The organism is Novosphingobium sp. PhB57, from assembly GCF_004342985.1.
Taxonomy (GTDB): Bacteria; Pseudomonadota; Alphaproteobacteria; order Sphingomonadales; family Sphingomonadaceae; genus Novosphingobium.
The window spans coordinates 1-2,491 of the sequence record NZ_SMBO01000036.1 but is presented as its reverse complement, the minus strand read 5'-3'; the positions used below and the strand labels follow the sequence as shown (position 1 = coordinate 2,491).

Genomic DNA, 2,491 nt, shown 5'->3' with positions numbered 1-2,491 from the left:
TGTGTTGAGTTGCACTGAGATGTGACCCGGGGAGTGTATAAATTTCCACTGAGAATTGACCCATGTTCCCCTGCTGTCCGGCTGACCGTCGGAGGGCCTTGGAGTGATCGACATGGACTTACTCAGTGTTATTCGCCGGTGGCATTTCCGGCAGGAGATCTCCATTCGGGAGATCAAGCGGCGAACGGGCCTGTCACGCAATACGATCCGCAAATATCTGCGTTCCGATGTGGTCGAGCCCGGCTTCAAAGTTTCGGTACGGCCCAGCAAGCTCGATCCATTCGCGGAGAAGCTTGCGGCCTGGCTACAGGTTGAATCAAAAAAATCACGCAAGCAGAAGCGCAACGCCAAGCAACTGTACGCTGATCTGGCGAAGCTGGGTTACGAAGGTTCTTATGGCCGGGTTGCCGCCTTTGCCCGAAAATGGCGAACCGAGCGGCAGTATGAACAGCAGACCAGCGGGCGGGGGACATTCGTGCCTCTGGTGTTCCAGCCCGGCGAAGCCTTCCAGTTCGACTGGAGCGAGGACTATGCCGTGTTGGACGGCAAGACTGTCAAACTGCAGGTGGCCCATACCAAGCTGGCGCACAGCCGCGCCTTCATTGTTCGGGCCTACCTCATCCAAACTCATGAGATGCTGTTCGATGCCCTGACGCAGGCATTTCGGGTCTTGGGCGGCGTGCCCCAACGCGGGATCTTCGACAACATGAGAACAGCCGTCGACCGGATCGGAAAAGGCAAAGCCCGACAGGTCAACGCGCGGTTCGCGGCGCTGGCCAGCCACTATCTGTTCGAAACGGATTTTTGCAATCCGGCTTCGGGTTGGGAGAAGGGGCAGGTCGAGAAGAACGTCCAGGATGCTAGGCGGCGGTTGTGGCAACCGATGCCCAGCTTTCCTGACATGGCGGGCCTGAATGACTGGCTTGAGGAGCGATGCATCGCGCAGTGGGGCGAGATCCAGCATGGCGTCATGCCCGGCACCGTCGCTGACGTGCATGCCATTGAGGTCGCCAGCCTGATGCCGCCGGGCAAACCCTTTGACGGGTTTGTCGAGCATGCCAAGCGCGTATCACCGACCTGCCTGATCGCCTTTGACCGCAATCGTTACAGCGTGCCGGCATCCTTTGCCAACAGGCCGGTCAGCCTGCGGGTCTATCCCGAACGACTGGTCATCGCCGCCGAAGGGAAGATCCTGTGCGAACATGTTCGGGTCATAGAGCGCTCGCATCACAAGCCGGGGCGGACGATCTATGACTGGCGGCACTATCTCGCGGTCGTCCAGCGCAAACCCGGTGCCCTGCGTAACGGCGCGCCATTCCTCGAGATGCCCGAAGCCTTCCGTCAATTGCAGGGGCACCTGCTCAAGCGTGTAGGTGGCGACCGGGAGATGGTGGAAATCCTGTCCCTCGTTCTTCACCACGACGAACAGGCCGTCCTGTGCGCCGTTGGTCTGGCACTGGAAGCAGGTGTTGCCACCAAAATCCATATTCTCAATGTTCTGCATCGCCTGATCGACCCCAAGGCGCCGCCGGCATCGCCGATTGATGCCCCTCAGGCTTTGCGCCTCACCCAGGAGCCCAAGGCCAATCTCGATATTTACGATACGTTGAGGGAGACCCGTCATGCGTCATGACCCTGCCAGTGCTGCGATAGTTGTCATGCTGCGCGGCCTCAAGATGTTCGGCATGGCCCAGGCTGCCGGTGATTTGATCGAACAGGGCGCCCCTGCCTTTGACGCTGCCGTGCCCATGCTGTCCCAGCTGCTCAAGGCGGAGATGGCCGAGCGCGAGGTCAGGTCTATCTCCTATCAGATCAAGGCAGCCCGCTTCCCTGCCTACAAGGATCTGGCCGGCTTCGATTTTGCGGCCAGCGAGATCAACGAGGCGCTCGCTCGCCAACTCCACCAGGGTGACTTCATGGATGGCGCCGACAACGTCGTGCTGATCGGCGGGCCCGGAACCGGCAAAAGCCATATGGCCACCGCCCTGGGCGTCCAGGCCGTCGAACATCACCGCAAAAAGGTCCGCTTCTTCTCAACCGTCGATCTGGTCAACGCCCTTGAGCAGGAAAAGGCCATGAACCGCTCTGGCCAACTGGCCGACCGCCTGCTGCGCCTCGACCTGCTCATTCTCGACGAGCTGGGCTATCTGCCCTTCAGTTCATCAGGCGGAGCGATGCTCTTCCACCTGCTCAGCAAACTCTACGAGCGGACGAGCGTCGTCATCACGACCAACCTTAGCTTCAGCGAATGGTCCGGCGTATTTGGCGATGCGAAAATGACGACGGCATTGCTGGATCGGCTCACCCATCACTGCCACATCCTGGAAACCGGAAACGACAGCTTCCGCTTCCGCGCCAGCACTGCTGCACCAAAAGTCAGAAAGGAGAGACCCGCATGTTGACCCTGCCCATCAGCGGCAGCACATAAACCAAACACGCCTGGGTCAATTCTCAATGAAAACCCCGGGTCACATCTCAGTGCAACTCAACA

Annotated in this window: 2 protein-coding genes; both read left to right on the top strand. The window is 59.6% G+C overall.

Annotation, left to right across the window (positions count from 1 at the left end; all coding sequences use genetic code 11):
• Positions 1-112 precede the first annotated feature (112 nt).
• On the top strand, positions 113-1,633 hold the full coding sequence (gene istA / locus EDF58_RS25690; RefSeq protein ID WP_132270626.1) for an IS21 family transposase: 1,521 nt from the start codon (positions 113-115) through the stop codon (positions 1,631-1,633).
• The gene (gene istB, locus EDF58_RS25685) at positions 1,623-2,402 is read left to right on the top strand and encodes an IS21-like element helper ATPase IstB (protein WP_132270624.1); all 780 of its coding nucleotides are present in this window, start codon (positions 1,623-1,625) and stop codon (positions 2,400-2,402) included. Before istA ends, istB begins: the two co-directional genes overlap by 11 nt.
• Positions 2,403-2,491 lie beyond the last annotated feature (89 nt).

Bases quoted from the DNA above. Each gene is read 5' to 3' on its own strand.
- istA (WP_132270626.1), top strand. From the start codon at position 113: ATGGACTTACTCAGTGTTATTCGCCGGTGGCATTTCCGGCAGGAGATC.
- istB (WP_132270624.1), top strand. From the start codon at position 1,623: ATGCGTCATGACCCTGCCAGTGCTGCGATAGTTGTCATGCTGCGCGGC.